At 61.9% G+C, this 23,485-nt stretch carries 24 protein-coding genes; 14 read left to right on the top strand and 10 right to left on the bottom strand.

Going from position 1 to position 23,485, the window contains the following annotated elements; genetic code table 11:
* Positions 1-30 precede the first annotated feature (30 nt).
* Positions 31-1,707: a formate--tetrahydrofolate ligase gene (locus tag SJY40_RS04585; RefSeq protein WP_378948278.1), complete on the top strand. Its 1,677-nt coding sequence runs from the start codon at positions 31-33 to the stop codon at positions 1,705-1,707.
* Here SJY40_RS04585 and SJY40_RS04590 read toward each other — a convergent pair.
* Complete coding sequence (locus SJY40_RS04590; protein WP_378943278.1) at positions 1,704-3,125, bottom strand: hypothetical protein; 1,422 nt, start codon at positions 3,123-3,125, stop codon at positions 1,704-1,706. The two genes, SJY40_RS04585 and SJY40_RS04590, sit on opposite strands and share 4 nt — an antisense overlap.
* 144 nt (positions 3,126-3,269) lie before the next feature.
* Here SJY40_RS04590 and SJY40_RS04595 point away from each other — a divergent pair, with 144 nt between their 5' ends.
* Positions 3,270-4,865 carry a peptide chain release factor 3 gene (locus SJY40_RS04595; RefSeq protein WP_378943280.1) on the top strand — a complete coding sequence of 532 codons (1,596 nt, stop codon included), beginning with the start codon at positions 3,270-3,272 and terminating at the stop codon, positions 4,863-4,865.
* 54 nt (positions 4,866-4,919) lie between these two features.
* Here SJY40_RS04595 and SJY40_RS04600 read toward each other — a convergent pair whose 3' ends face one another.
* Together SJY40_RS04600 and SJY40_RS04605 are read right to left on the bottom strand one after the other, a co-directional pair.
* On the bottom strand, positions 4,920-5,342 hold the full coding sequence (locus tag SJY40_RS04600) for an OsmC family protein (RefSeq protein ID WP_378943282.1): 423 nt from the start codon (positions 5,340-5,342) through the stop codon (positions 4,920-4,922).
* A 59-nt stretch (positions 5,343-5,401) separates the two neighbouring features.
* Positions 5,402-6,565: a deoxyguanosinetriphosphate triphosphohydrolase gene (locus SJY40_RS04605; protein ID WP_378943284.1), complete on the bottom strand. Its 1,164-nt coding sequence runs from the start codon at positions 6,563-6,565 to the stop codon at positions 5,402-5,404.
* Between the two features lie 76 nt (positions 6,566-6,641).
* Here SJY40_RS04605 and erpA point away from each other — a divergent pair, with 76 nt between their 5' ends.
* The gene (gene erpA / locus SJY40_RS04610; RefSeq protein WP_378943286.1) at positions 6,642-6,965 is read left to right on the top strand and encodes an iron-sulfur cluster insertion protein ErpA; all 324 of its coding nucleotides are present in this window, start codon (positions 6,642-6,644) and stop codon (positions 6,963-6,965) included.
* On the opposite strand, the gene SJY40_RS04615 is transcribed toward erpA, so the two are convergent.
* Positions 6,966-7,547 carry a hypothetical protein gene (locus SJY40_RS04615; protein WP_378943288.1) on the bottom strand — a complete coding sequence of 194 codons (582 nt, stop codon included), beginning with the start codon at positions 7,545-7,547 and terminating at the stop codon, positions 6,966-6,968.
* 15 nt (positions 7,548-7,562) lie between these two features.
* Here SJY40_RS04615 and xth point away from each other — a divergent pair, with 15 nt between their 5' ends.
* Positions 7,563-8,348: an exodeoxyribonuclease III gene (xth, locus tag SJY40_RS04620; RefSeq protein WP_378943290.1), complete on the top strand. Its 786-nt coding sequence runs from the start codon at positions 7,563-7,565 to the stop codon at positions 8,346-8,348.
* Here xth and SJY40_RS04625 read toward each other — a convergent pair.
* Positions 8,345-9,232 (bottom strand): cation diffusion facilitator family transporter, encoded by an 888-nt coding sequence (locus SJY40_RS04625; RefSeq protein ID WP_378943292.1) that lies wholly within the window; start codon positions 9,230-9,232, stop codon positions 8,345-8,347. The genes xth and SJY40_RS04625 overlap by 4 nt on opposite strands.
* A 310-nt stretch (positions 9,233-9,542) precedes the next feature.
* Here SJY40_RS04625 and SJY40_RS04630 point away from each other — a divergent pair, with 310 nt between their 5' ends.
* Entirely contained in the window at positions 9,543-10,703 is a 1,161-nt protein-coding gene (locus SJY40_RS04630; RefSeq protein ID WP_378943294.1) for a BCCT family transporter, read from the top strand.
* Between the two features lie 54 nt (positions 10,704-10,757).
* Here SJY40_RS04630 and SJY40_RS04635 read toward each other — a convergent pair whose 3' ends face one another.
* Positions 10,758-11,093, bottom strand: a complete 336-nt coding sequence (locus SJY40_RS04635; RefSeq protein WP_378943296.1) for a hypothetical protein — start codon at positions 11,091-11,093, stop codon at positions 10,758-10,760.
* Positions 11,094-11,223: 130 nt separating this feature from the next.
* The gene (locus SJY40_RS04640) at positions 11,224-12,996 is read right to left on the bottom strand and encodes an extracellular solute-binding protein (protein ID WP_378943298.1); all 1,773 of its coding nucleotides are present in this window, start codon (positions 12,994-12,996) and stop codon (positions 11,224-11,226) included.
* Positions 12,997-13,344: 348 nt separating this feature from the next.
* On the opposite strand from SJY40_RS04640, the gene SJY40_RS04645 reads away from it, so the two are divergent.
* Positions 13,345-14,127 (top strand): 3-hydroxybutyrate dehydrogenase, encoded by a 783-nt coding sequence (locus tag SJY40_RS04645; protein ID WP_378948280.1) that lies wholly within the window; start codon positions 13,345-13,347, stop codon positions 14,125-14,127.
* Between the two features lie 188 nt (positions 14,128-14,315).
* Here the strand turns inward: SJY40_RS04645 and SJY40_RS04650 are convergent, their stop codons facing one another.
* Positions 14,316-14,702 (bottom strand): host attachment protein, encoded by a 387-nt coding sequence (locus tag SJY40_RS04650; RefSeq protein WP_378943300.1) that lies wholly within the window; start codon positions 14,700-14,702, stop codon positions 14,316-14,318.
* Positions 14,703-14,746: 44 nt separating this feature from the next.
* Positions 14,747-15,955, bottom strand: coding sequence for a pyridoxal phosphate-dependent aminotransferase (locus tag SJY40_RS04655; protein WP_378943302.1), 1,209 nt, complete (start codon positions 15,953-15,955; stop codon positions 14,747-14,749).
* Positions 15,956-16,048: 93 nt separating this feature from the next.
* Between SJY40_RS04655 and SJY40_RS04660 the strand changes: the two genes are divergently transcribed.
* The 3 genes from SJY40_RS04660 (at position 16,049) to SJY40_RS04670 (ending at position 17,329) form a co-directional block, all read left to right on the top strand.
* Complete coding sequence (locus SJY40_RS04660) at positions 16,049-16,393, top strand: helix-turn-helix transcriptional regulator (RefSeq protein ID WP_378943304.1); 345 nt, start codon at positions 16,049-16,051, stop codon at positions 16,391-16,393.
* Positions 16,386-16,697, top strand: coding sequence for a succinate dehydrogenase assembly factor 2 (locus tag SJY40_RS04665; RefSeq protein ID WP_378943306.1), 312 nt, complete (start codon positions 16,386-16,388; stop codon positions 16,695-16,697). The genes SJY40_RS04660 and SJY40_RS04665 overlap by 8 nt, the downstream gene beginning before the upstream one ends.
* A gap of 167 nt (positions 16,698-16,864) precedes the next feature.
* Positions 16,865-17,329: a MarR family winged helix-turn-helix transcriptional regulator gene (locus tag SJY40_RS04670; RefSeq protein WP_378943308.1), complete on the top strand. Its 465-nt coding sequence runs from the start codon at positions 16,865-16,867 to the stop codon at positions 17,327-17,329.
* Positions 17,330-17,370: 41 nt separating this feature from the next.
* Here SJY40_RS04670 and SJY40_RS04675 read toward each other — a convergent pair whose 3' ends face one another.
* Positions 17,371-17,799, bottom strand: a complete 429-nt coding sequence (locus SJY40_RS04675) for a VOC family protein (RefSeq protein WP_378943310.1) — start codon at positions 17,797-17,799, stop codon at positions 17,371-17,373.
* Between the two features lie 129 nt (positions 17,800-17,928).
* Here SJY40_RS04675 and thyX point away from each other — a divergent pair, with 129 nt between their 5' ends.
* The 5 genes from thyX to pstB all read left to right on the top strand — a co-directional run bounded on the left by thyX (position 17,929) and on the right by pstB (position 23,466).
* Positions 17,929-18,834 carry an FAD-dependent thymidylate synthase gene (gene thyX / locus SJY40_RS04680; RefSeq protein ID WP_378943312.1) on the top strand — a complete coding sequence of 302 codons (906 nt, stop codon included), beginning with the start codon at positions 17,929-17,931 and terminating at the stop codon, positions 18,832-18,834.
* Positions 18,835-19,009: 175 nt separating this feature from the next.
* Positions 19,010-20,035, top strand: a complete 1,026-nt coding sequence (locus SJY40_RS04685; protein ID WP_378943314.1) for a substrate-binding domain-containing protein — start codon at positions 19,010-19,012, stop codon at positions 20,033-20,035.
* 69 nt (positions 20,036-20,104) lie between these two features.
* Complete coding sequence (pstC, locus tag SJY40_RS04690; protein WP_378943316.1) at positions 20,105-21,310, top strand: phosphate ABC transporter permease subunit PstC; 1,206 nt, start codon at positions 20,105-20,107, stop codon at positions 21,308-21,310.
* Entirely contained in the window at positions 21,307-22,644 is a 1,338-nt protein-coding gene (gene pstA / locus SJY40_RS04695; RefSeq protein WP_378943318.1) for a phosphate ABC transporter permease PstA, read from the top strand. The genes pstC and pstA overlap by 4 nt, the downstream gene beginning before the upstream one ends.
* A gap of 24 nt (positions 22,645-22,668) precedes the next feature.
* Positions 22,669-23,466, top strand: a complete 798-nt coding sequence (pstB, locus tag SJY40_RS04700; protein ID WP_378943320.1) for a phosphate ABC transporter ATP-binding protein PstB — start codon at positions 22,669-22,671, stop codon at positions 23,464-23,466.
* Positions 23,467-23,485: the final 19 nt, after the last annotated feature.

The following is a 23,485-nucleotide window of genomic DNA, read 5'->3' on the forward strand; positions in this document are numbered from 1 at the left end:
GGCTGCCGTCAGGAAAAGAACGGAAATATCATACAGATGACGACCGATCTCCACATCGCCCGCGCCGCGGTCAAACGCCCGATTGCCCAGATCGCGGCCAAGCTGGGTCTGAACGACCATCAGATCCTGCCCTATGGCCATGACAAGGCCAAGATCACCCATGACGCCATCCACGCGCTTGAGGGCCGACCGCAGGGCAAGCTGATCCTGGTGACGGCAATCAACCCGACCCCCGCCGGCGAGGGCAAGACCACAACCACCGTGGGTCTGGGCGATGCGCTGAACCGGATCGGCAAGCGCGCCACCATCTGCATCCGCGAGGCCAGCCTTGGGCCGAACTTTGGCATGAAGGGCGGGGCTGCGGGCGGCGGCTATGCGCAGATCGTCCCGATGGAGGATATGAACCTCCATTTCACCGGCGATTTCCATGCGATCACCTCGGCGCACAACCTGCTGGCGGCGATGATCGACAATCATGTCTATTGGGGCAATGCGCGGCGCATCGACACGCGTCGCATCACTTGGCGGCGTGTGGTGGACATGAACGACCGCGCTCTGCGCGATACGGTTGTGGGTCTGGGCGGACCGATGAACGGTTATTCCCGTCAGACCGGCTTTGACATCACCGTCGCCTCCGAGGTCATGGCCATCCTGTGTCTGGCCCGCGATCTGGAGGATCTGCAGGACCGTCTGGGGCGGATCGTCGTCGCCTATGACGACGACCGCAAGCCCGTGACCGCCGCCGACCTGAAGGCCGATGGTGCCATGACGGTGCTGCTGAAGGATGCCCTGCAGCCGAACTTGGTCCAGACGTTGGAAAACAACCCGGCGCTGGTCCATGGCGGGCCTTTCGCCAATATCGCCCATGGCTGCAACAGCGTCATCGCGACCAAGGCCGCGCTGCGGATGTCGGATTACGTCGTGACCGAAGCAGGCTTCGGGGCAGATCTGGGCGCCGAGAAGTTCATGAACATCAAGTGCCGTCTGGCGGGGCTTTCGCCCTCGGCGGTGGTGCTGGTGGCGACGGTGCGCGCACTCAAGATGAACGGCGGCGTGGCCAAGGCCGATCTGGGGTCCGAGGATGTCGGCGCCGTGACACGCGGCTGCGCCAATCTGGGCCGTCACATCGACAACCTGCGCAGCTTTGGCGTGCCGGTGGTTGTGGCGCTGAACCACTTTGCCGGTGACAGTCAGGCCGAGATCGCGGCAATGCAGGATTACTGTGCGGCACGGGGCGTGAATGCGATCGTCGCGCGCCACTGGGCCGAAGGCGGCGCCGGGGCCGAGGATCTGGCGAATGCCGTCGTCGAGATGATCGATCAGGGGGCCAGTGGCTTTACACCACTTTACCCCGACGACATGCCGTTGTGGGACAAGGTCCAGACCATCTGCACGCGTATTCATCATGCCGATCACGCCGAAGCGGCCCCGGGCGTTCTTGAACAATTGCAGGCTTGGCAGGACGCAGGCCACGGGCATATGCCGATCTGCATCGCCAAGACCCAGTACAGCTTTTCGACCGACCCCGAACTGCGCGGTGCGCCGGAAGGCCACATCATCCCTGTGCGAGAGGTGCGGCTGAATGCCGGTGCCGGGTTCATCGTCGCGATCTGCGGTCAGGTGATGACCATGCCCGGATTGCCACGTCATCCCGCTGCCGAAGTGATCGGCCTTGACCCGGAAGGTCAGGTCGAAGGGCTGTTCTAGGCCGCAGCCGCCAGCTGTTCGAAAGGCTCGAAGATCTGCGCCATCAGGTTGAGGCGCTGGATATGGGCAATCTTTTGTTCCAGCGGCGCATCTGCGGCGGGGTTCATCGCGGCATTGGCGATGCGATGCGACATCCGGTGGATCACGCGGGGCAGGGGGCGGCCGTGGAAATGCGCGGCCAGCCGGGTGAAATACATGAAGGCCTCGACGTCATCGGCTGCGGCGGCCCGCGACCACATCGCCATCAGCGCCTCCGGCAGGGGCGTACTGATCACGACGGGCTTGCCCTGCAGCCAGCTGACTTCGGCCTGGCCGACATCGTTCAGATCGGGCACGTCATGCAGGCTGATGCGATTGCGCACATGACGCGCCGAGATCGGATCGCGGAAACACAGCGATGCAATACGGCTCGACTGGCAGGGCGTCAGGATCCAATGCGACGCGCCCAAGCGGCCGATCCAGTCGCGGCCCGTGGCACGCCCCAGAACAACGGCTTGTTCAAGCGTCGGGTGATCCTGTCCCAGCTGCTGAATGACATCTTCAGCGGCGGATTTTGCGGCCGTGTGAAGCGGCCTGCCGTGGGCCGGACCGGGAATGGGCCCGCGCCAGCGGCGATAAAGCGCACTGTGCAGTGCCAGAATTGCCAGCAGTGTCGGGAAGGCCGCATCGGTAAATTCTTGCGGCTGGTCGTCATTGACCAAGCGTGCGGGGAAGGACCCGTCGCTGCGCTGGTGCTGCATCAGTTCCGCGGCCGCTTCGGTGATGTCGTGGTCGGGATCGATCAGGCGCAGGCAGAACGCGGTCCAGGCGACCGAAGTCGTGCAACGTTCCTGCATCCCCCAATCCGCCATCTGGCGCAGCGTGTCATAGATCTTGGTGATCGATCGCTTGTCCGACAGCCGCGGACGACCCATGCCAAGTTCGTAGATCTGCGCGACGATCTGGGCATAGGCCGTCACCTGATCGCTGGTCAGATTGCGATAGGGTCGGGTCAGTGCAAGTTCGGCAACGCTTTCCAGCCTGTCCTTGCGATCCGCACCCAGTCTGCAGGCAAGGGGAATACCACCATCATCCGCCAGCGCCTGACAGGCCAGTTGCCAAAGAGGGTCATGCGGGGTCATGAAATTTCCCGCCTGAAACAGTTGCAAAGTCGGATAATCGCGTGCACCGTCAAGACAGCGTTGGGCGGCCTGCCGGACCATATCGCTTGAGACACGCCGCTTGACGATCACCTCGAGCGGCGAGATGCGCCCGCGGAAGCCCGATAGAATGGGGGCGACACGGGCAGCCGTCGCCAGGCCCGGCATGTCCGGGTGGTCAGGGACGCAGGCTTCGGGCAGCGCAAGGATCTTGCGCTGAAGCCAGTCCATGCCGCGTGCGGACACCATTTGTGCCAGTTGTTCGACTGTCTGATGCATCGCATGCTCTCCCACTAATGACCCGAGTGAACATGTTAATCCCATAAACGTTCAAGTTTTCGATGCGGAAAATTCGAATCTTGTCTTAAAGGTCAAGTATTACGGCGATTGCCACGCCCGATTTTGCGCGATAAAGCCGCAAACATGACCAATCGCCCCGAACTCCCGCCCGAGATTTCACGCCGCCGGACGTTTGCGATCATCTCGCATCCGGACGCCGGCAAGACCACCCTGACCGAGAAATTCCTGCTGTATGGTGGCGCCATCCAGATGGCCGGTCAGGTGCGCGCCAAGGGCGAGGCACGCCGCACGCGGTCGGATTTCATGAAAATGGAACAGGATCGCGGGATCTCGGTCTCGGCTTCGGCAATGTCGTTCGATTTTGACGGACATCGGTTCAATCTGGTCGATACGCCCGGTCACAGCGATTTTTCGGAAGATACCTACCGCACACTGACGGCGGTGGATGCCGCGATCATGGTGATCGACGGCGCCAAGGGCGTGGAAAGCCAGACCCGCAAGCTGTTCGAGGTTTGCCGCCTGCGCGATCTGCCGATCCTGACATTTTGTAACAAGATGGACCGCGAATCCCGGGATACCTTCGAGATCATCGACGAGATCCAAGAAAACCTGGCCATCGACGTGGCACCTGCCAGCTGGCCCATCGGCGTCGGTCGGGAATTCATCGGCTGCTATGACATGCTGCATGACCGGTTGGAGCTGATGGACCGCGCCGACCGCAACAAGGTCGCGGAATCTATCGCCATCAACGGTCTGGACGACCCCAAGCTGGCCGAAAGCGTGCCCGCCGATCTGCTGGCCAAACTGCGCGAAGAGGTCGAGATGGCGCGCGAGCTGCTGCCCGCCTTTGACCGTCAGTCCTTCCTTGAGGGGCATATGACGCCCATCTGGTTCGGCAGCGCGATCAACAGCTTTGGCGTGCAGGAGCTGATGAAGGGGATCAGCGAATACGGTCCCCCGCCGCAGCCGCAGAATACCGCCGACCGCGAAGTCGCGCCGGAAGAAAAGCCGGTCGCCGGTTTCGTCTTCAAGGTGCAGGCCAACATGGACCCCAAGCACCGCGACCGCGTGGCGTTCGTGCGGATGGCCTCGGGTCATTTCCTGCGCGGGATGAAGCTGACCCATGTGCGGACGAAAAAGCCGATGGCGATTTCGAACCCGGTGCTGTTCCTCGCTGCCGACCGCGAATTGGCGGATGAGGCTTGGGCGGGTGACATCATCGGCATTCCGAACCACGGCCAGCTGCGCATCGGTGATGCCCTGACCGAGGGCGAGGCGCTGCGCTTCACCGGCATCCCGTCATTCGCGCCGGAGCTGTTGCAATCGGTGCGGGCGACCGACCCGATGAAGGCCAAGCATCTTGAAAAGGCGCTGATGCAGTTTGCCGAAGAAGGCGCGGCCAAGGTCTTCAAGCCCACCATCGGTTCGGGATTCATCGTCGGTGTCGTGGGTGCATTGCAGTTCGAGGTTCTGGCCAGCCGGATCGAGCTGGAATACGGCATCCCCGTCCGCTTCGAGGGGTCGCAGTTCACCAGCGCCCGTTGGGTCGCGGGGCCGAAGGCCAAGGTCGATGCCTTTGCCGAAAGCAACAAGGGCCATCTGGCGCATGACCATGATGGTGATCTGGTCTATCTGACACGCCTGCAGTGGGACATCGACCGGGTCGGGCGCGATCACCCCGACATCAAGCTGACGGCCACCAAGGAAATGATGGTCTGACATGAAAACGCCGGCGCAATCGCGCCGGCGTTTCGCATTGGCTGGATGGTCGGGTCAGGCGACCTTGGCATCCATGGTGATTTCCGCGTTCAACAACTTGCTGATGGGGCAGCCTTCCTTGGCCTTGCCTGCAATCTCAAGCACCTTGGCTTCTTCGGCATCGGCAGTGATCTGCGTGGTCAGATGGGCCTTCTTGACGGCGAAACCGTCGCCCTCCTTGTCCATCGAGATCTTCGAGGTCGTCTCGATGCTGACGCCCTTGATGCCTTCCTGTTCCAGCATCATACCCAGTGCCATCGAGAAGCAGGACGCATGGGCCGCGCCGATCAGCTCCTCGGGGTTAGTGCCTGCCTTGTCCTCGAAACGGGTGTTGAAGCCGTAGGGCTGGGCCGACAGGGCGCCGGATTCGGTCGAGACCTGACCCTTGCCCTCTTTCAGGCCGCCTTCCCATTTCGCAGAACCGGTACGATTAATCATGACAGGATCCTTCCTTGTTCGTCGTTTCGCCCGGTCAACGCGGCCCCCCGTCCGATGGTTCAGTCGTGTCCGATCAAGCGCTGGTGTTCGGCGATGGCATAGCGGTCCGTCATTCCCGAAACATAGTCCAGCACCAGCCGCGCCCGTTCGGTCCGGTCATTCATCTGACGCGCCATCTGACCCCATTGTTCGGGCAGCATGGCGGGGTCTTCCAGAAACAGCGGGAACAGATCGTGCAGCATGCGCGTGACATTGTCGCGTTCGACCACGACCGAAGGCGCGCGATACATGCGCTGGAACAGGAAGGATTTGATCGCCTTGATGTTCTGATAGACCGGTTTGGAAAAACGGATGATCGGGCCGTCCATATTGCGGATGTCATCCACCGATTGCGGCTGCAGCCCGGTCAGGCGGTTCTGCGCGACGGCGATCACATCCTCGACCATGACGCCAAAGACGCGGCGCAGCGCCTCGTAGCGGCGGCGGGTGGGGTCCAGATCGGGATACAATTGGTCGACCTCGGCAAAGGCCGGGCCGATGATCGGCAGTTCGGAAAGTTCGGCCTCGGTGAACAGTTCAGCGCGCAGCCCGTCATGCAGATCGTGGTGGTTATAGGCGACGTCATCGGCAACGGCGGCGACCTGCGCCTCGGCGCTGGCATTGGTGTGCAGTTCCAGATCCCACTGGGCGTTCACTTCGGCCAAGGCATAGGGCAGATCGCCGGTGATCGGACCGTTGTGCTTGGCGATGCCTTCAAGGCTTTCCCACGTCAGGTTCAGCCCGTCGAAATCGGCGTAATGGCGTTCCAGCTTGGTCACGATCCGCAGCGCCTGCGCATTGTGGTCGAAGCCGCCATAGGGGGCCATCAGTTCCGCCAGCGCGTCTTCGCCGGTATGGCCGAAGGGCGGGTGGCCAAGGTCATGGGCCAACGCGACGGTTTCGGCCAGATCGGTGTTCAGACCAAGCGCGCCGGCGATGGTGCGGGCAACCTGCGCGACCTCGATCGTGTGGGTCAGGCGGGTGCGGAAATAATCGCCGCGATAGGCGTCGCCGTCATGTTCGACAAAGACCTGCGTCTTGTGCTTCAGGCGCCGAAAGCCGCTGGAATGGATGATCCGGTCGCGGTCGCGCTGCCAAGGCGAGCGGAAAGTGGACAGTTTTTCATCGTGAAGTCGCCCGCGGCTGTCGGCGGGCTGGCAGGCATATGGCGCGAATGCAGTCACGGGGCAGGGCCCTTCCTTGCGAGTGTTCGTCGGAAACCCTATATTCCAACCCTACGGACGAAAACGGGAACGCCCCATGAACCTGCCGCCGAAAGTCACAGAACGCGCGTTTCAGCGCCTTGCCCAGATCAACGCCGACCGCGATGCACTGCCGCTGAGGGTGGCTGTGTCCGGTGGGGGATGTTCAGGGTTCCAATACGACATCCGCTTCGACCAATCCGAAGCTGACGACCTGATCCTTGAGAACGAAGGCCAGCGTGTGGTCGTCGATCCGGTATCCTTGCCCTTCCTTGCCGGTGCCGTGATCGATTTCAGCGACGAGCTGATCGGCGCGCGCTTCGTGATCGAGAACCCCAATGCCTCCAGCAGCTGCGGTTGCGGGACGTCCTTCTCGATGTGATCAGTCGCAGAACCTGCTGCGCGTGGTCAACGTCTGATCAAGATAGCGCAGCGGGGTCCGGCGACCGGTCGTATCCTGTTGCAGGGTGCTGTCCCACTCCGCGATCTGGCAGATGACCTGATTGCGCTGATCGGTGATCCTGATGGCGCCCTCGACGATTTGCACTGTGATCTGATGCCCTTCGCGGCGCCCGGCGCGGATGACGAATTCCAATGGAATTGTCACGCCCTGACCGTGCGCAAATCCCTGGTCACCCTGCCAATCGTCGGGAGAACCTGCGGTGATGTTCACGGCGTGATCCCCCGGTGGCACCAGCAGGCGAAAGAATTCCCCTCCGCGCAGATAGCCGCTGATGACAGGGTTGGCCGTGGCACGATCGGTCAGGGCAATGGCATAATCAAGGCCTGCCGCGGTCCGGACCTGCAGGGGGATCGTCGCGGGCAACGGCGATGAGTTGGACAGCAGCCCTGTCCCGGGGCGGGGCTGGGCATCCGCCGCGGTCGGCAACAGGGCAATGGCCAGCAACAGGGCGCGCAGCATGGTGATCCTTTCGCGGTTCCGGTTGCCAAACGCATGGGCCACGCTAAAGATGCGCCCATGAAAATCGCAAGCTTCAATATCAATGGCGTCAAGGCGCGCATTCAGGCGCTGACCGACTGGCTGGCCCAGACCGATGCCGACATCGTCGTCCTTCAGGAAATCAAATCTGTCGATGAAGGGTTCCCTCGCGAACATTTCGAGGATCTGGGTTGGACCGTCGAAACCCATGGGCAGAAGGGATTTAACGGGGTCGCCATCTTTTCCAAACTGCCGCTTGAGGATGTAACCCGCAGTCTGCCCGGCGACGATGGTGACGAACAGGCCCGCTATATCGAGGCGACGGTCGTCGGCGATCAGGCCGTGCGCATCGCGGGGCTGTATCTGCCCAATGGCAACCCTGCGCCGGGGCCGAAATACGACTACAAGCTGGCGTGGATGGAACGGTTGCGCCTGCGGGCTGCCGAACTGCTGGCCATGGAAATGCCCGTGGTCATGCTGGGCGATTACAACATCATCCCCGAAGCGCGCGATGCCGCCAATCCGCAGAAATGGACAGATGACGCGCTGTTCCGCCCCGAAAGCCGCGCTGCCTTCCGCGCTATCGTGAACCAAGGCTGGACCGAGGCGATCCGCGCCCGCGAACCTTGGGCCACGCGCGGGCCCTTCACCTTCTGGGATTACCAGGCGGGGGCGTGGAACAAGGATGACGGCATCCGCATCGACCACATGCTGCTGTCACCGCAGGCCGCCGATCTGTTGCGCGAAACCGGTGTCGACCGCGACGCGCGCGCGGGCGAAAAGCCAAGCGACCATGTACCGGTCTGGGTGCGCTTGGAGGCCTAGATCACCAGTACGCCGGAATGCTTGGCATGGTGTTCCGGTTCGACGTGGATGGTGATCTGGGCGTCGGGCAGATGGGACTTCAGCGAAGCCTCGATACGGTCGCAGATTTCATGGGCATCGCAGACGGTGGTCTGCCCGTCCACGACCAAGTGGAAGTCGATAAAGGTGACGATGCCTGCGTGACGGGTGCGCAGGTCATGCGCCTCGATCGCGCCGGTGGCCTTGTCCGAGATGATGTCCTTGATGGTCGCCAAGGTCTTGTCCGGCACCGCCTCGTCCATCAACCCGCTGAGGGATGAGGCCATGACCTTCCAGCCCGACCACAGGATGTTGACCCCGACCAGCATCGCCAATGCCGGATCAAGCACCCACCATCCCGTCAGCACCGACAGCCCGACCCCCAGCATCACCCCGCCCGAGGAGATGACATCGCTCAGCAGATGCTTGCCGTCGGCCACCAACGCCGGTGACCGCAGCCGTCGGCCATGACGGATCAGCACGCTGCACCAGACGGCGTTCAGCACGCCTGCGACCGCGTTGATGGCAAGGCCGGGGCCTGCACCGCTGATGGGGCGGGGGTTCTGGATGACGATCCATGCCTCGTGCAGGATCAGCAGGGCGGCGACGATGATCAGCACCCCTTCCAGCACGGCGCTGAAGAACTCGGCCTTGTGGTGACCATAGGGATGGCCCTGATCGGCCGGACGCTGCGCCACGCGGATGGCGATGACCGCGGCAAGGGCCGTCGCGACGTTGACGGTGCTTTCCAGCGCATCCGACAACAGCGCCACCGAACCTGTCATCTGCCAGGCAAGGGTCTTGAGGCCAAGAACGACCAGGCCGACCAGGATGCTGCCCAATGCGATTTTCAGAGTGCTCGACACGGTCACGGTTCCTTTGTCCGTCAGCCCGACGTTAAGCGCCGAGCATCTGTCAGATTGCGGCTGCAACCTCAACCCTTGGGGGCGTCGAATATGCGGCGCGGGGCCATCGGAAGGGAACCACCCAAGGAGTATCCGGTTTCTTGATTGACTAATCACTCAATTTAACGGATATAGACCGGGAACCAAGATAACCAGCGGCGCCCAAGTGCCGTGCCGGCAGCGATCCGGCGGTTGTGCCTTTCGGTTGCGACTGCGCGGATGCGGGTCGGTCCCCGTCGCGATAAAATCCGAAAGAAGAAAAGGATCGTCTATGACGCCGATCATCACAATTGCATATCTCAGCGTGCTGGCCTGCGCGCTGTTCGTCCTGATCCGCTGGCCCAACATGCGGGTACAGGGGGAACAGCCCGTCGGCCTGTTCACGCTGATTGCCCTTCTGTTCACCGCCGGTCTGGACATGGGGCTGGTCATGCTGCCCCTGAGCGAGTTTCCGGTCTATGAAGCCGACGAGGCCTTCGATTTCACAAATGCGCTGGCGGTCGAGTTCGGCATGTGGGGACCATTGGTCTGGCTGATGTACTTCGTCACGACCTTCTATTTCGTCGCCATCGAGCCGCGGCTGAAGTTGTTCGAGATCCCGGTCGTGAAATGGGTCTATAACCTGACCGTCATCGCGACCTGTTCCTTTACCTGTTACCTGTTTATGACGAACCTGCCGACCTATGCCCCCGATCTGCCGATGGGCGTGGTCTGGACGCTGGTCGTCGCCGTCATCGCCACCGCGGTCGTCAGCAGCGGCGATATGCGGGTGATGAAATGGCTGGCCATCGTTTCCAGCTACGGCTTCGGAATGCTGGCATTCACTGCGCTGGCGATGATCGCCTTCTTCTACAGCCGCGTGGGGATGAACGACTTCTATGCCAACATCGGGCTGCTGATGGATTACTTCGTTCACATCCGCCGCTTTGCGACCCCGATCTCGGATTACCACGAATTCTACCTGTTCTGGTGGTTCGCTTGGAGCATCATGATCGGCCAGTTCGTTGCACGCTTCGTCAGCGGCCTGCGCGTCTGGCAGCTGGCGGTGGCCATGGTGCTGCTGCCCGCCATCCCGTTGGGACTGTGGTTCTGCGTGCTGTTCGTCTATCATCAGGGGCATGTCGTCATCCCCGGATGGCTGAACTGGTTCATGATCTTCGTGGGTGTGGTCTTCGTGGTCAATTCGCTGGACAGCCTGATCCGGCTGTATTCCGCGAACCTGAACTGGTCGCGTGAGAGCTTGGGCGACCGCACATACTATCCGCTGCACTTCCTGCTGCAGCTGGCGCTGGTCGGGGCGTATTTCTTTACCCCGTTCGAGATCCAGTGGGTCGGCCTGATCGTCGCGGGGCTTTATGCGGTGATCTATGCGCTGATGGTGGTCAAGATCGGCAAGCTGTCGAAGCTGAGCGACAGGCAGATCATCCACTAAGGACAAATGCGCCGCCCGACCCCGATGGGGTTGGGCGGCTGCCGTTTCCGACGATCAATCGTCGTCGGGGCTTTCTCCGTCGTCGCCGAATGCGGCATCGTCGCTGTATTCGTCTTCGCCCTCATTGACGTATTTGGCACTGAGCGCGATCGAATGGTTGTCGTGGCTGGGGTCCATGATGATGTCCGACGGGATTTCCCCCATCAGCCATTCACGCAGTTCTTCGCGGATTTCTTCGCGATCCTGTCCGGTCGCCTCGACCAGATAGGCGACGAAGGCGCCCTGATCGCCGTCGATCTCATCCAGATCGGCGTCATCGACCTGAGGCCATTTGTCGACGATGGCTTCATAGAAGGCAGGCCAGTTTTCCTTAACGTGGTGCCACTTCATCAATAACCTCCTCCGGATATGCCGCCTTGGGACCAGCGGGCCACTCCGGTTATGTCTTCGCCGACTCCGGCGATTGTGTTGCATCCGGCCAGCGTGATGCAGGCCAGCAGTGTAACCCAAAACATGCGCATCAGTTCGTCTCCTGCCACCAGACTTCCGGTAAAAATCCCGGCCAGTCTCCGTATATCGGTATTTCGTTGGGGTATTTCAGGTCCGACGAATGTGCCAGACGCGAAAACGGGGAAAAGTTGACCGGGATCACATAGCGTCCGGCGGTCAACACGCGGTCCAGCGCCTTGACGGCGGCGGTGTAATCCTCGCCGGTCTCGGCGGTGGCCATGGCGTCGATCATCGCTTCGGCAGCGGGGCTGTCCATGCCCATCCAGTTGCGGCTGCCGGGGGTGTCCACGCCGTCGCTGCCCCAGTAGAGGCGCTGTTCATTGCCCGGCGACAGCGACAGTCCGCGTTCGTACCAGGTCATGTCGAACTGATAGTTGTTGGTGCGTTCGATATACTGGGCGCTGTCCAGCAGCGTGATGCGGGGCGTGATGCCAAGCGGGCGCAGGGCCTCGACATAGATGTTCACGATCTGCTGGGTTTCAGACCCGGTCCGCATGGACGATCCGTTCTGGTTCAGCAGGATCTCGAATGAAAACGGGCGGCCTTGGGCATCGGCCAGCTTTCCGTCCTGCACCGTCCAGCCCGCCTCCTTCATCAAGGCCAACGCACGACGCACGGCGGGGCGGTCCATCGGGCGTTCGCTGCCCTCGGGCAGATCATAGCCTTCAAGCGTGCCGGGGGGCAGGTCGCCTGCAAAGGGCTGCAACAGTTCGGCCACCCGACCGGTCGCCGCTTCATGCGACATCGCCAGCACCGAGTTCGAGAAATACGAGGTGATCCGCGGATCGTCCCCGCCGTTCAGCGTGCGGTTGATGAAACGATAGTTGAACATCTCGATCATTGCCTGACGCACCCGCCAGTCGTCGAAGATCGGATTGCGGGTGTTCATCACCAGCCCCATGATCCCCGAGGGACGTTCATTCGGGATCTGTTCCTTGACGATCCCCCCCGAGGTCGCCAGCGGGAAATCATATTCGCTGGCCCAGTTCTGGGCGGAAAGTTCGCGCCAGGCGTTCACCTCGCCGGCCTTGAAGGCTTCGAACATGGCGTTGGCATCGCCGAAATAGTCATAGCGGATGGTATCGAGGTTGTTCATCCCGGCCATCAGCGGCAGATCCTTGCCCCAATAGTCGGGGTTGCGGCGGAAGGTGATGGCGCGGCCCGGATCGACTTGGTCGATGACATAGGGACCGGTGCCGATGGGCGGTTCCAGACTTGAGTCGCTGAAATTCTGACCCTCCCATTGGGCCTTTTTCAGGATCGGGCGCAGACCCATCAGCAGCGGCAGTTCGCGGTCCTGTTCGGTGAAGGTGAAACGAATGCTGCGCGGGCCGGTCTGTTCCATGCTGGCGACCTTGGACCACGTCCCCAGATAGCGGGGGTGGCCCTTGATCCCAAGCGTCTCATAGGACCACATCACATCTTCGACAGTCACGGGGCTGCCGTCGGAAAAGCGCGCTTCGGGGCGCAGGGTGAACTCGACCCAGGACCTATCGGGGGCGGTGTCGATCGTCTCGGCCAGCAGGCCATAGACGGTGAAGGGCTCGTCGATCGACCGCATGGCCAGCGTTTCTGCGACATGAACGCCCACGCCCCAGACCGGATTGCCCTTCAGCACCCAGGGCTTCAGGGAATTGAAGCCGCCCGGTTCCGCCAGCCGAATTGCGCCACCCTTCGGCGCCTTAGGATTTGCATAAGGAAGATGGGAAAAATCGGGCGAAAGTGCAGGTTTGCCATAGATTGCAAGACCATGTGCAGGTTCGGCAAGGCTTGCCAGAGGCATTGCTGCAACACCGATTGTCAAGGCCGCGATCGCCGAGAGGACACGATCCGTTCCGCAATTGTTAAGGATTTCCAAGATTTGCATTGCCCGCCGCCCCGTTTGTCTTTCTTTGATCGCATTATCAACAGGCTCGCCAAGGGGGCGTCAACCAAGCGCAGAAGAACTGTCTTGGACTCGGGCGGTTCCTCGCGTATAAATAGGGCACTGCTCGATAGGTTTCTTGCCTGTATGAAACCTGCCTCATAACTTGCGCCCGCCTTGTGCGGGCGTTTTTTTTTGCCCATGCTGCGCCTGCAACATCGCCCGGACCCAAGCACGCCGGACGAGGCCAACCCCGAGGAGCAGCCGATGTTCGAGAAATTCCTGACAGGCAAGACCGCAATCATCACCGGATCGAATTCCGGCATCGGGCTGGGCGTGGCCCACCGTCTGGCAAAGGCGGGTGCGGATATCGTGCTGAACAGCTTTACCGACAGCGACACCGACCATCAGCTGGCCCGCGACATGGCCGCCGAACATGGCGTCAGCGTCCGATACATCGCGGCCGATATGTCCAAGGGCGCCGAATGCCGCGCGCTGATCGAAAAGGCGGGGGCCTGCGACATCTTGGTAAACAATGCGGGCATCCAGCATGTCGCCGCCATTCCCGATTTCCCGACCGAGAAATGGGACGCGATCATCGCCATCAACCTGTCCTCGGCCTTCCACACGACGGCGGCGGCGCTGCCGATGATGCGCAAGGCGGGGTGGGGCAGGGTGATCAACATCGCATCGGCGCATGGTCTGACGGCCAGCCCGTTCAAATCGGCCTATGTCGCGGCCAAGCATGGCATCCTTGGTCTCAGCAAGGTCACCGGCCTAGAAACCGCGCGCGAGCCGATCACCTGCAATGCCATCTGCCCCGGCTATGTCCTGACGCCGCTGGTCGAATTGCAGATCCCCGATACGATGAAGAAATACGACATGGGCCGCGACGAGGTGATCGAGAAGATCCTGCTGGAACGCCAGCCCTCCAAGGAATTCGCCACCACGGACCAGCTGGGCGATACGGCGGTCTTCCTGTGCAGTGATGCGGCGGCCCAGATCACCGGCACCTCGATCAGCGTCGATGGCGGTTGGACGGCGCTTTGAGGGAACCCGCGACAGAACGCCGCGTTACCCGACATATCGCGTAAGGAGAAACGCAATGAAGGGTATCGCAGCCTGGTTTCTGGGTGTTCCGGTCGTCGTGATCATCGTTCTTTATGTTCTTGGCATCTTCTGATGCAGAAAGGGCGCCCCGTTTCATCGGGGCGCCCTTTTAACTGGTCGGTCAGATCTCAGTCCAGCAGGGTCTGGACGCTGCGGATGTCCGAATTGGTCATGGTCTTGGCAACTTCGCGGCGCAGGCGAAACTGCAGTTCCTTGTGATAATGCTTGCGCATCACGCCAAGGGTCGAAGGGTCGGCGATGATCGCGACATCGTCCAGATCACGCTGCAACATCAGAGTGTTCAGATGATGGGTCAGGTCGATGGCAAAGGCGGCCTCGTCATGCTGGCTGTTCGCAGCTGCCTCGTCCGGGATCGCCATATGAGCGGGCTTCGACAGCGAAGCCGGCGTCACATGATGGGTCTTTGACAGTTCGATCCCGTATTTGGCGATATTGCGAAAGATCGTCGCGGAATGGCCGTCAGCGACGACCACCATGGCGTTGTGGGGCAGCATGAGAGGTCCTTTCCTGGTTGTGTTCCGGACCCAACGCGTGCCGGTCAAAGGCGGTTGCACCCCTCGCAGAACCGGCGGATCCTTGCGACCGCATCACGCAGGACATCGTCCGCCGTCGCGTATGAAATGCGGAAATGCGGGCTGAGGCCGAAGGCGGCGCCAAAGACGACGGCGACGCCTTCCTCGTCCAGCAGGGCGTTGGCAAAGGTCTCGTCGTCGCGGATCAGCGTGCCCCCCGCCGAGGTCGCCCCGATCAGACCCTCCATCGAAGGATAGACATAGAACGCCCCCTGCGGCACCGGACATTCCAGACCGGGACATTCGTTCAGTCCCGCGACGACCAGATCGCGACGGCGCTGGAAGACCGCGCGGCTGTCGTGGATGTAATCCTGCGGGCCGGTCAGCGCGGCCTCGGCGGCATATTGGCTGACCGAACAGGGGTTCGAGGTCGATTGCGATTGCAGCTTGGCCATCGCCTTGATCAGCGTTTCGGGGGCGGCACCATAGCCGATGCGCCAGCCGGTCATGGCATAGGATTTGCTGACCCCGTTCATGGTCAACACGCGGTCCTTCAGGCGCGGCTCGACCTGCGCGGGGGTGCAGAATTCGAAGCCGTCGAAGACCAGATGTTCATAGATGTCGTCGGCCAGCACCCAGACCTGCGGATGGCGCAGCAGCACATCGCAAAGCGCCTGCATCTGGGCGCGATCATAACCAGCCCCCGACGGGTTCGACGGCGAATTCAGGATCAGCCATTTGGTGCGCGGGGTGATCGCGGCCTCCAGCGCGTCGGGCGTCAGGCGAAAACCGACATCGATGCCGCATTCGACGACAACCGGCGTGCCCCCCGCCAATAGCACCATATCGGGATAGCTGACCCAATAGGGGGCGGGGACGATCACCTCGTCGCCATCGTCCAGCGTCGCCATCAGCGCGTTGAACAGGATCTGCTTGCCCCCCGTGCCGACGGTGATCTGCGATGGCGCGTAATCCAGCCCGTTTTCGCGTGCGAATTTATCTGCGATGGCGCGTTTCAGCGAAGGCGTGCCATCGACCGCCGTATATCGCGTATGGCCCGCGTCGATGGCTGATTTGGCGGCGTCGCGAACATGTTCGGGCGTGTCGAAGTCCGGCTCGCCCGCCGACAGGCCGATGATGTCGCGGCCTTCGGCACGCAGTTCCGCCGCGCGGGTCGTCATGGCGATGGTGGGCGAGGGCTTGATGCGTGCAAGCCGGTCGGAAATGAATGCCATGGTGCACCTGTCGTTATGGGAACTGCGTTTGAACTGTGGGCAGGCTTGGCATACGCTTTGCCGATATGTGCCACAAGCAGGGGTTTGATCACGATGGACAGCTATGCCGATCCGGTGGCAACGATGGGTGACCGGCTGACCGCCGCGCGCGAAGGGGTCGGGCTGACGGTCGATCAGATGGCCGAACAGCTGGGCCTGCGCCCTGAAACGCTTGAGGGATGGGAGGTTGACCAGGCCGAGCCGACGCCCTCGATCCTGGGGCGGATCGCCGCGATTGCAGGTGTTTCGCCCGTTTGGCTGTTGACGGCAGAGGGGGCGGGGCCTCAAGACACCGCAGCAGGTCAGGCCCTGCGGTCCGAACTACGCGAATTGCGTCAGTTGCTGGCCGAAGCCTGCGCCCGCATCGAACGCATGGAAGAGGCTTTGGGTCATGGCTGAGACGATGGAAACCCCCGAAAACCGGCTGAAGCGCCTGCATATGCGCAGCTGGCGGCGGGGCATGAAGGAAATGGACCTGATCCTGGGCCATTTCGCCGACGACCAGCTTGCCACGCTGTCGGCGGATGATCTGGATCTGTACGAACGGATGCTGGGTGAAAACGATCAGGACCTGTATCTATGGGTCACGGCGCGCATCGGGCAGGACACGCGAGCCGCGCGCGATCTGGCTGCCGCCATGTTCTCGCCGCTGCTTGATCGCATCGCGGCGCATGCCGGGGAAAGATTCGCGGCAGGTCGCTAAAATTGTTCTGAAATCTTCGGGCGGGGTGCTGCAGAATTAACTCAAGATTTCCTTTTGTCCGCGATTGTCAAATCACGACGAACAGGACAGGACATCTTACCGCCATGCTCGCACAGGCCCCGCGCGATCCGCGCCCGACAAATGACCAAAGCCACCTTGCGGACGACATGTCCGACCTGACGGTGGCCTACCTTGAATTGCTGCAGTTGCTGGAGCGGATGCACCGGCTGATGCTGGACACGATCAAGGATGAATTCGAACGGCTGCACCGCGGTGATCTGACCCCGGTGCAGGCCATGATCCTGTACAATCTGGGCGAGGCCGAGGTCTCGGCAGGGGAACTTCGATCCCGCGGCATGTATCAGGGATCGAATGTCAGCTATAACCTGAAAAAGCTTGTGGCGATGGGTTATGTCCATCACGAACGCTGCGATTCCGATCGGCGTTCGGTGCGAGTGCGACTGACCGAGGAAGGGCAGATCGTGCGCGATATGGTTCGCGGGATGTTCATCCGCCACGCCGAGGATCTGGCGATGTCGGGCGTTCTGGAGGATCCGATGCTGGATCTGGTCAACCTGCAGCACCGTCGGATCGAGCGGTATTGGACGGAACAGATCCGCTATATCTACTAAGGTCGCGCGCGCATCCTCGGTGAATGCGCGCGCGGGCGTCTTTACCAGCTGCCGGTGTTTTCCATGCTGGACCAGGGTTCCTGCGGGGACAGGCTGTCGCCTTCCTGCAGCAGCTCGATCGAGATGTTGTCGGGGCTGCGGACAAAAGCCATATGCCCGTCGCGCGGGGGGCGGTTGATGGTCACGCCTGCATCCATCAGCTTTTGGCACATGTCGTAGATGTTGCCGACGCTATAGGCCAGATGGCCGAAATGGCGGCTGTCCGAGGGCAGACCTTCGTCGCCGTCCCAGTTGTAGGTCAGTTCGACCGGGCATTCGGACTGACCTTCGGGTGCCATGAAGATCAGCGAAAAGCGGCCATTGTCGTTGTCGATGCGGCGGGTTTCCTTCAGGCCCAGCAGGCCGAAGAATTCCATCGTCTTTTCTAGGTCCTTCACGCGGACCATCGTGTGCAGATAGCGGGTTTTCATGGGATCTCCTGTCTTGTGGCGCGCAAGGTGGCACGCCTTGCCGGCCCAATCAACGCCGCGCCGTCCGACGCGGTTGCAGCGGATTGTTCCGCATGGCAAAGGAAGGCTTGCCATCCATGAGGTCCCCAAATGCCCCTGACGCCCGAACAGCAGGCCCAGATCGACGAACAGCGCCAAACTCCGCGCCAGACCCTTCGGACCGTCGCCGACGGGATGGAGCAGCATCTCTATACCGCCTATCCGGTGCTGGATCATGGCTTCGTGCGGGTCATCGACTATATGGGCGACGATGCGGCGATCTGTCAGGCGGCGCGCGTCAGCTATGGCACGGGCACCAAGTCGGTGCAGAACGACGAAGGGTTGATCCGCTATCTGATGCGGCACTGGCATTCGACCCCGTTCGAGATGTGCGAAGTCAAGCTGCACGTCAAACTGCCGGTTTTCGTCGCCCGTCAGTGGATCCGCCACCGCACCGCGAACATCAATGAATATTCGGGCCGCTATTCGGTGATGGACCGTGAATTCTATATCCCGGCCGAAGACAAGCTGGCCGCGCAATCCAGCCAGAACCATCAGGGTCGCGGCGAGGTCTTGCAGGGCGAGGAAGCGCAGCGCGTGTTGAACCTGCTGCGCGAAGACGCGATGCGCAGCTATGACAATTACGAATTTATGCTAAGCCAGGACGGTCAGCAGGGGTTGGCGCGCGAATTGGCGCGGATGAACCTGCCGACGAACATCTATACCCAGTGGTACTGGAAGGTCGATCTGCACAATCTGCTGCACTTCCTGCGCCTGCGTGCCGACAGCCATGCGCAATACGAGATCCGCGCCTATGCCGATGTCATGTGCGACATCGTCAAGGACTGGGTTCCGGCCGCATTCGGTGCTTTCCGCGATTACCGGATGGATGCTGTCAGCCTGTCCGCACAGGCCGCCGCCGTGTTGAAACGTCGCCTTGCGGGGGAAACCGTCACACAGCAGGACAGCGGTATGGGCGCGCGCGAATGGCGCGAGTTCGAGGCCGACTGGGGCTGAAACGCCTGCATTTGTTGATGAACGGCCCCTGCGTCATACGACGCAGGGGCCTTTTTTCTGCGGGAAGCCCAAGTGGCTGTCATATGATTGTCACGAAAATCATACATAGGCGTCATCAGAACTTACTAGGCCTGCCGTCATGACATTCCGTTCCATCCAATCCCGGAGAACACGCATGAAGACCATCGGCTTTACCGCGACCGCCATTTCCGTGATCGCCCTGTCGGCTGGCGCTGCCGCCGCGCGCGATCAGGTGCAGGTCGCAGGCTCCTCGACCGTGCTGCCCTATTCAACCATCGTGGCCGAGCTGTTCGGCGAAAACAGCGATTTTGCCACGCCGGTCGTGGAATTGGGCGGATCGTCCACCGGTCTGCGCCGCTTCTGCGAGGGCGTCGGCGAAAACACCATCGACATCGCCAACGCCAGCCGCAAGATCCGCGACAGCGAAGTCGAGGAATGCGCAGCCCATGGCGTGACCGACATCATGGAAGTCCGCATCGGCTATGACGGCATCGTCTTCGCCAACCTGGCCGATGGCAATGCCTTCGAATTCACCCCCGCCGATTGGTTCAAGGCTCTGTCGGCCAAGGTCGTCCAAGACGGCAAGATCGTTGACAACACCGCCGCCAACTGGACGGATGTGAGCCCCGATCTGGCCGATCAGGAAATTCTGGCCTTCGTGCCCGGCACCCGTCACGGCACCCGAGAAGTCTTCGAGGAAAAAGTCATCCTGAAGGGCTGCGAAGACAGCGGCGCGATGGAAGCTTTCACCGCCGAGATGGGCGAAGACGAAGCCGAGGCCGCCTGCATGACCCTGCGCACCGATGGCAAATCGGTCGACATCGACGGCGATTACACGGAAACGCTGGCACGCATCAACAGCTCGCCCAATGGCATCGGGGTGTTCGGTCTGTCGTTCTATGAAAACAACACCGACACTCTGCAGGTCGCAACCATGTCCGGCGTGACCCCTTCGACCGAGACAATCGCCTCGGGCGAATACCCCGTGTCGCGTCCGCTGTTCATGTATGTGAAGCAAGCCCACATCGCCGAAGTGCCGGGCGTCAAGGAATTCGCCGAATTCTTCGTCGCGGATGAAATCGCAGGCCCCGACGGCCCGCTGGCCGAATACGGTCTGGTTTCCGATCCCGAGCTGGCCGAAACCCAGGCCGCCGTCGCCGACGAAACGACCATGCAGTAAGACGCATTGCGGACCGCGGGGTATGATCCCGCGGTCCGGACCTTTTTCCATCAGCAAGGAACAGCACCGATGCCACTGTCCTGGGCTTTGATCGCCAGCCTGCTTCTGGCCGTCGCCGGATATCTGATCGGTCGCAACCGCGCGTTTGGTGCCGCAGGCCCTGACGTGCGGGTGCTGCACAGCCGCCCGACCTATCACGGCCTCAGCGTTGCCTTGACCACCTTCGGCCCTGCGGCGGCGATCGTCGTTCTGGTATCGCTGCTGCGCATGGGTGGCCAGATCGCCCCCGAGGCGGGCGGTATCGCGGGCCTTGCCGTGTTGGGCGGCGCGATCCTGGGGCTGGGCTGGGGCATCAGCCGCATCGGCGCCGATTTCCAGGCCCGCAACGCGGTCGAGCGGATGGTCATGTCGCTGCTGATCATCTGTTCGATGATCGCCATCGCCACGACCATCGGCATCGTGCTGTCGCTGATCTTCGAGACCGGCAGCTTCTTCCAGAAATACAGTTGGCAGCAGTTCTTCTTTGGGCTCGAATGGACGCCGCGCTTTGACGGCAATTCGCAACTGGGCATGCTGCCGCTGCTGTGGGGGACGCTGTACATCTCGTTCATCGCGCTGGTGGTGGCGGTGCCGATCGGGCTGTTCGCCGCGATCTATCTGTCGGAATACGCAAGCCCCCGCATCCGCAGCTTTGCCAAACCCATGGTCGAGCTGCTGGCCGGCATTCCCACCATCGTCTACGGCCTGTTCGCCCTGATCACCGTCGGCCCGCTGCTGCGCGACTGGATCGCGCAACCGCTGGGTTTGGGCAATTCGGCGTCATCAGTGCTGACCGCGGGTCTGGTCATGGGCATCATGCTGATCCCCTTCGTCAGTTCGCTGTCCGATGACATCATCAACGCCGTGCCGCAAAGCCTGCGGGATGCAGCGCTGGGCCTTGGGTTGACACCGTCCGAAACCGTGCGCCAGGTCGTGCTGCCCGCCGCCCTTCCGGGCATCGTCGGCGCCGTCCTGCTGGCCGCCAGCCGCGCCATCGGGGAAACCATGATCGTGGTCCTTGGTGCCGGTGCTGCCGCCACCATGAGCTTGAACCCCCTTGAGGCGATGACCACCATCACCGTCAAGATCGTCAGCCAGCTGACCGGCGACAACGACTTTTCATCACCTGAAACGCTGGTTGCCTTCGCCTTGGGTCTGACCCTGTTCGTCATCACCCTGTGCCTGAACATCGTCGCGCTGATCATCGTGCGCAAATACCGCGAGCAGTACGAATGACCGATATGTCGAACCACCCCGCCAAGATTTCCCTGTTCGAGGTCGATCCGCGCACCCGCCGCCGCAACGCCGCCGAAAAACGCTTCCGCGCCTATGGAGCCATCGCCATCTGCATCGCCGTCATCGCGCTGGTGGTGCTGGTGGGGACGATCGTGCGTGACGGTTCGGGGGCGTTCCGCCAGACCTATCTGTCGATGCCCGTCGCGCTGAGCGCCGAAAAGCTGGACCCCAAGGGCAACCGTGATCCGGCGGAAATGTCCAAGGTGCTGACGCTGGCCTATGGCCGCGTGCTGGATGACGCGCTGGATGCGGCGGTCGCCCAAATGGAAAGCCAGATCGAAGGCCTGTCCAAGAAGGATATCAAGGGTCTGGTCTCGAAGGAGGCATCTGCCCAACTGCGCGACCGCGTGCTGGCCGACCCCGAACTGATCGGCCAGACGGTCGAGGTGAACGTGCTGGTGAACGGCCGGATCGACGGATACTTCAAGGGCCGCGTCACCAAGGAAAGCGCCGAGCGGGACAGCAACACCTCGCCCCAGCAGCTGATGCTGGCGGATGCGCTGGCCGAGGATGGCGTGCTGGTGACCCGCTTCAACCGCGAATTCATCACCAATCCCGACGCGTCCGACCAACGCCCCGAGGCGGCAGGCGTCGGCATCGCGATCCTCGGGTCGCTCTATATGATGCTGGTGGTGCTGTTCCTGTCGGTGCCGATCGGGGTCGCCGCCTCGATCTATCTCGAGGAGTTCGCCCCCAAGAACCGCCTGACCGACATCATCGAGGTCAATATCTCGAACCTGGCCGCCGTGCCGTCCATCGTCTTCGGTATTCTGGGTCTGGCGGTCTTCATCAACTTCGCGGGCCTGCCGCAATCGGCCCCCATCGTCGGCGGTCTGGTGCTGACGCTGATGACGCTGCCGACGATCATCATCTCGACGCGTGCGGCGCTGAAGGCGGTGCCGCCGTCGATCCGCGATGCGGCGCTTGGGGTGGGTGCGTCCAAGATGCAGTCGGTCTTCCACCACGTCCTGCCGCTGGCGATGCCCGGCATCCTGACCGGCACCATCCTTGGTCTGGCGCAGGCCTTGGGCGAGACCGCACCGCTGCTGCTGATCGGCATGGTGGCCTTTGTGCGCGAATTCCCCGCAGCCCCGCCCGAAGGACTGTTCGACCCGGCATCCGCCCTGCCGGTCCAGATCTACAACTGGACGCAGCGCAGCGACCCGGCCTTTGTCGAACGGGCCTCGGGCGCCATCATCATCCTACTGATCTTCCTGCTGTGCATGAACCTGCTGGCGATCTTCCTGCGCCGCAAGTTCGAGCGCCGTTGGTAACCTGCACAAGAAGGCCGTATAAAAATGTATGACACGACCCGAACGGAGAGCGCCGTGAGCCAACAAGACATCAAGATCTCGGCCCGGAACGTGCAGGTCTATTATGGCGAAAAGCACGCCATCAAGGACGTGAACGTCGAAATTCTGGACAAGACGGTAACCGCCTTCATCGGTCCGTCGGGCTGCGGGAAATCGACCTTCCTGCGCTGCATCAACCGGATGAACGACACCATCGACATCGCCCGCATCGAGGGCGAGATCCGCATCGACGGCGACGACATCTATGACCGCCGTGTCGATCCGGTGCAGCTGCGGGCCAAGGTCGGCATGGTCTTCCAGAAGCCGAACCCGTTCCCCAAGTCGATCTTCGACAACGTCGCCTATGGCCCCCGCATCCACGGCCTTGCCCGCAACAAGGCCGAGCTGGAGGAGATCGTCGAAAACAGCCTGCGCGGTGCCGCCCTGTGGACCGAGGTCAAGGACCGCCTGCACGAACCGGGCACCGGCCTGTCGGGCGGCCAGCAGCAGCGCCTGTGCATCGCGCGTGCCGTCGCCACCGCCCCCGAGGTCCTGCTGATGGACGAGCCCTGCAGCGCGCTGGACCCCATCGCCACCAGCCAGGTCGAGGAATTGATCGACCAACTGCGCGAGAAATTCTCGGTGGTGATCGTCACGCACTCGATGCAGCAGGCCGCCCGCGTCAGCCAGAAGACGGCCTTCTTCCATCTGGGCAACTTGGTGGAATACGGCGATACCGACGACATTTTTACCAAACCGCGCGACAGCCGGACCGAGGCATACATCTCGGGCCGGATCGGCTGAGCCGACAGAAGGAAGCGAT

This window comes from Paracoccus sp. R86501 (assembly GCF_042466435.1).
GTDB lineage: Bacteria > Pseudomonadota > Alphaproteobacteria > Rhodobacterales > Rhodobacteraceae > Paracoccus.

Coding starts and splice junctions, on each gene's coding strand:
- SJY40_RS04590 (WP_378943278.1), bottom strand. CDS start 3,125: ATGCATCAGACAGTCGAACAACTGGCACAAATGGTGTCCGCACGCGGC.
- SJY40_RS04595 (WP_378943280.1), top strand. CDS start 3,270: ATGACCAATCGCCCCGAACTCCCGCCCGAGATTTCACGCCGCCGGACG.
- SJY40_RS04600 (WP_378943282.1), bottom strand. CDS start 5,342: ATGATTAATCGTACCGGTTCTGCGAAATGGGAAGGCGGCCTGAAAGAG.
- erpA (WP_378943286.1), top strand. CDS start 6,642: ATGAACCTGCCGCCGAAAGTCACAGAACGCGCGTTTCAGCGCCTTGCC.
- xth (WP_378943290.1), top strand. CDS start 7,563: ATGAAAATCGCAAGCTTCAATATCAATGGCGTCAAGGCGCGCATTCAG.
- SJY40_RS04630 (WP_378943294.1), top strand. CDS start 9,543: ATGACGCCGATCATCACAATTGCATATCTCAGCGTGCTGGCCTGCGCG.
- SJY40_RS04635 (WP_378943296.1), bottom strand. CDS start 11,093: ATGAAGTGGCACCACGTTAAGGAAAACTGGCCTGCCTTCTATGAAGCC.
- SJY40_RS04640 (WP_378943298.1), bottom strand. CDS start 12,996: ATGCCTCTGGCAAGCCTTGCCGAACCTGCACATGGTCTTGCAATCTAT.
- SJY40_RS04645 (WP_378948280.1), top strand. CDS start 13,345: ATGTTCGAGAAATTCCTGACAGGCAAGACCGCAATCATCACCGGATCG.
- SJY40_RS04650 (WP_378943300.1), bottom strand. CDS start 14,702: ATGCTGCCCCACAACGCCATGGTGGTCGTCGCTGACGGCCATTCCGCG.
- SJY40_RS04655 (WP_378943302.1), bottom strand. CDS start 15,955: ATGGCATTCATTTCCGACCGGCTTGCACGCATCAAGCCCTCGCCCACC.
- SJY40_RS04660 (WP_378943304.1), top strand. CDS start 16,049: ATGGACAGCTATGCCGATCCGGTGGCAACGATGGGTGACCGGCTGACC.
- SJY40_RS04665 (WP_378943306.1), top strand. CDS start 16,386: ATGGCTGAGACGATGGAAACCCCCGAAAACCGGCTGAAGCGCCTGCAT.
- SJY40_RS04670 (WP_378943308.1), top strand. CDS start 16,865: ATGTCCGACCTGACGGTGGCCTACCTTGAATTGCTGCAGTTGCTGGAG.
- SJY40_RS04675 (WP_378943310.1), bottom strand. CDS start 17,799: ATGAAAACCCGCTATCTGCACACGATGGTCCGCGTGAAGGACCTAGAA.
- thyX (WP_378943312.1), top strand. CDS start 17,929: ATGCCCCTGACGCCCGAACAGCAGGCCCAGATCGACGAACAGCGCCAA.
- SJY40_RS04685 (WP_378943314.1), top strand. CDS start 19,010: ATGAAGACCATCGGCTTTACCGCGACCGCCATTTCCGTGATCGCCCTG.
- pstC (WP_378943316.1), top strand. CDS start 20,105: ATGCCACTGTCCTGGGCTTTGATCGCCAGCCTGCTTCTGGCCGTCGCC.
- pstA (WP_378943318.1), top strand. CDS start 21,307: ATGACCGATATGTCGAACCACCCCGCCAAGATTTCCCTGTTCGAGGTC.
- pstB (WP_378943320.1), top strand. CDS start 22,669: ATGTATGACACGACCCGAACGGAGAGCGCCGTGAGCCAACAAGACATC.